The following is a 4,191-nucleotide window of genomic DNA, read 5'->3' as shown; positions in this document are numbered from 1 at the left end:
TTAATGCCCAGATCAAGACCAATAGCTGGGATTACGTACGGATAATCACCGTAGCGATCACCGCTGAGTTCTACATTTAGCTGACCTTCTGGTGTGATTTGATAGCGATAGGTGCAGTGCATACCAAAGTCAAATACCGGTGGAGCGATTATGCTGGTGGTAGTAATGTTAACCGCGCCGTTAACCTGCTCAACATCGAGCGATCGGAAATGTTCCTGCATGATGTGTAAGTGTGCCGGATGCCATAACCCCTGATACTCCTGCTTATGGTTATCAATCATCGGCTTGAAAAAGCGTAGAGTGGGTGCTGACTGGATCTGCTCTTGACCGTTAACCAGCCAAGAGGTCAGTTTTCCGTTAACTTTAGAGAAAGTCATCGAAAAATTATGGCCAAAAATCTGGTGTGCCAGATGGCTCTCTTCAATGTGTAGCGGAGTCGCATTGTGGTTAATGAAGAGCGGATGTTGCGCAGTATTTGCTTTTAAACGGAACTGATATACTGCTACTTCGTGGTTGGCCGCACTGTAAAGCGTGCGGCTGTTTTTACGTACCGAGAAGTTGATAAACACTTCGCGTTCATCCAGTGTCGGTAGCGTCAGCGTGATGTCGCGCTCAGTATCTGCCGCTAGCCCTTTAATACACAGGGTTTGTACGGCCAGTGTTTCACCCTCAGCCCGAACTTCTGCGCTAAGAGTGTAATCATCAAGGGTAGAGAACCAGAGCTTATTGCTCACCGTAAACTGGCCGGCAGCCGTATCAATTGCCCGAATTTTTACTGGTGCGATGACCTGCTTGTACTCTTTTAAACCGGGGCTCGGCGTTTGATCTGAATAAATAAGCCCATCCATACAGAAATTATAATTGTTTGGATAGTCGCCAAAATCACCACCGTATTTGTAGAACTCTTGCCCGTTTTCATCGTGTGCCAAAATACCGTGATCGCACCACTCCCAGACATAGTGCCCCTGAATATGTTTGTGTTGATAAAATACATTTTGATATTCAGTTAAACCGCCAGGGCCATTGCCCATTGCATGGGCGTATTCACAGATAATGCGTGGTTTAGCATGCGGATACTCCCCAAAGTGTTCATTAACTGGGCACGTGAATACATTGTCGAAATGACATCTACCACCTCAGCATCACGATCCTCTTCGTAATGTACCAAACGGGTATCATCAATTTCCTTGGTTGCCTGATACATTGCACGGATATTGCATCCGTAACCGGACTCATTACCCAGAGACCACATAATGATCGACGGATGGTTTTTTTGTGCGTGAACATGGCGCTGCGCCCGATCAACAAACACACTTTCCCAGTTAGCATCATCGGTAATGCGACTTAAATCACCGACATTAGCAAAGCCGTGTGTTTCGACATCCGTTTCCGCCATCACAAACAGGCCGTAAATATCACACAGCTCATAAAAACGCGGGTCATTTGGGTAATGCGCGGTGCGTACTGAATTAATGTTGTGTTGCTTCATCAAAATCAGGTCTTTTTCAACCCGATCCATCCCCACCGCACGGCCTTTCAAATGATCATTATCATGGCGGTTAACACCGTGCAGCATCACATACTGATTGTTGATGTAAAACAGACCATCACGTACCTTGATATCACGGAATCCCACTCGCTGCGGGATCACTTCAATCACCTTGCCAGAACGCGTTTTTAGCGTGATGAATAGCTGATACAGATAGGGATTTTCCGCATTCCATTGCACCGGATTGACGACATCCAGTGCAAAATTGACCTGTGTGTGATTGGCAATTGAGACGTTATCGCACGTGCCTTGCATCAACGGCTGACCATTGTCATGCAGAGCATATTCAAGGATATAATCCGTTTCCGGTTGGTCGGTCAGGTTTTCCAATGTAACGGCACAAGAAAGCGTTGCACTTTGGTAATCGGCGGCAAAATCAGTGCGAACCATAAAATCTTGTACATGTACCGGATCTTTACCTACCAGATAGACATCGCGGAAAATACCGGCGGTCCACCACATATCCTGATCTTCGATATACGTTGAATCAGCCCACTGCATGACTCGAACCGACAGCAGGTTTTCGCCCTGTTGTACGTATCGCGATATATCAAACTCAGCGGTTAAACGGCTGCCTTTACTAAAACCGGCATAATGGCCGTTGATATACACCTCAAAATAGGTTTCTACCCCATCAAACTTAATCAGCGTTTGCTTATTATTCCACTGCTCGCCAAGCGTGAAGCTGCGCTGATAAGCACCGGTCGGGTTATTGGTTGGAACAAACGGAACATCAATCGGAAACGGGAAACCCTCATCGGTGTACTGTAGATCACCATGACCTTCCATTTGCCACATGTTGGGTACGGTGATCTGACCCCAATCATCCATACGCTGTGAATAAAATGAATCGGGTACCAATAGCGGGTGAGTAAAATAGCTGAACGTCCATTGGCCACTTAGCAGCATAAAGCGGCTGCTAAGTTCACGCTGAAAGGTTTGTGCCTGTGTGACCGAGTCATACGAGAAAAAGTAAGCACGCGGTGCGATACGGTTCTCATGAAGATGGCGGAAATTTTCCCAATTGTTCACGTTTATTCTCCCCTCAGTAGAGTCACTAATGCTTGCTACCGGTATTTAATTTAGAAGTAGGGTATGACGCTTACTCAGTATATTAGTAAAATTTTTACTAAATTTAATGAGGGGAAGTGGTTTGCTTTAACAGGATCACGAAAAAGGTGCTGTTTTAATCAGGTGTTGTGATCACGGTTAAAAAATAGGCGAGGGTGAGAAGGTCAAATCGGTGAAATAGCCGATTCAAGCGCTGAAGAAACAGCATTAAACAACGCTCCAGATTCAGAGCGAAGAGTAAAAAACAGGAAAAGAGATAATTTATTATGGAATGGGAGCAAAAGCAGGGCGCGCGTGAACGCGCCGCAAAGACCTGAATAACCAGCGAGTGTCAGTGTTGAGATGCAGAGAGCGATTTAGTTGTACCGCGCAGTTTTAATTTACTGGGTACATAAACTTGCAGTGGCAAAGCGCGGCCATCTCTGGCTTTTTCAATCAGTAAATTGACCCCTTGAATGCCCATCATTTCAGAGTGAATCCGAACGGTAGAAAGTGGCGGATAAGTAAAGCGAGCGGTGGGAATATCATTGATGCTGATCAGTGAAATATCTTCCGGTATCCGTAAACCATGCTCTAGCAGCGCACGCAATACACCGATAGCAATAGAATCAGAGGCGATAAATAATGCCTGCGGGTAGACAGATTGGGTCAGCATTTTTTTGGCTAGCGCATACCCAGAGGCACTGGAAAAATCACCGCGATAGATATTCTCTTCACATACCACACCTTTGAGTTTGCCGTAATCGGCAAATGCTAGTTCACGGATATCTGATGTGCCCGGAGCATCTTGTCCACCAATAAACCCTATATTTTTAATGCCTTGCAAGATAAAGAAATCAATGATTTCCTTACTTATTTTAACCAAATCAATATCTACTGAGTCATATTTTTCATCTTTATCACGAAAATCGAGATAGCAGATATTATCGGTAAGTTGAGTCACCTTGTGTAGGGTATGTGGGCTTAGCGTGGTTTTCCCCACAATTAAAATACCTGAGATTTTTTTAATCTCTGGATCAAACTTACCGTCGTAACTGTTAGTCAGCTCAATGCCCAGTTTTTCACACTGTGTTTCGATACCGTGACGAATAGACAGGTAGTAGGGGTCATTGATCTCTGCTTCTTGCTTATAACTGTATAGCGCCAGAATGTGGTGTGCTGGAAGAGTCATTACTGGGTTTCTTTTGGCGCTGCTGGTTTTGTACTCGAGTTTTTCAGCAATTTCCAAAATGCGGTGCTTAGTTTGCTCTTTTACGCTCAGGGTCGGATCATCATTGAGCACCCGAGACACCGTCGCCAACGACACACCGGCTTCCGTGGCAATATCTTTTAACGTGGCCATGTCTCTTCTTTCTCTAATAGGCGTAACGCCACTGTTACGTGCGTTTTGCGCAGGTATGGAATTTAAGATTAAAAGATGCATTAAATTTTAGTAAAAACCAAGTGCTAATGCGGACACTTACCGAAAATGTTGGTCTATTGCATTCTTTATTTTAGTAAAATAAAAATAATTTTACTAAAAATTTAATCTTTGTTGTTTTGATCACGGAACATCAATCGGGTTGATTGTT

The 4,191-nt window shown here is 44.5% G+C and carries 1 protein-coding gene and 1 pseudogene; both read right to left on the bottom strand.

What is annotated here, in order from left to right; genetic code table 11:
* Nucleotides 1–2,581: pseudogene (gene ebgA / locus ACRC27_RS05995) on the bottom strand (beta-galactosidase subunit alpha); the annotation flags it as partial.
* Between the two features lie 370 nt (nucleotides 2,582–2,951).
* Nucleotides 2,952–3,962, bottom strand: a complete 1,011-nt coding sequence (ebgR, locus tag ACRC27_RS05990; protein WP_438621988.1) for a transcriptional regulator EbgR — start codon at nucleotides 3,960–3,962, stop codon at nucleotides 2,952–2,954.
* Nucleotides 3,963–4,191: the final 229 nt, after the last annotated feature.

This window comes from Plesiomonas sp. (assembly GCF_051650925.1).
In the GTDB taxonomy this organism is placed as follows: domain Bacteria; phylum Pseudomonadota; class Gammaproteobacteria; order Enterobacterales; family CAMTGL01; genus Plesiomonas.
Note: the sequence above shows the minus strand (reverse complement) of the source record. Positions and strands in the feature narration are given on the sequence as shown.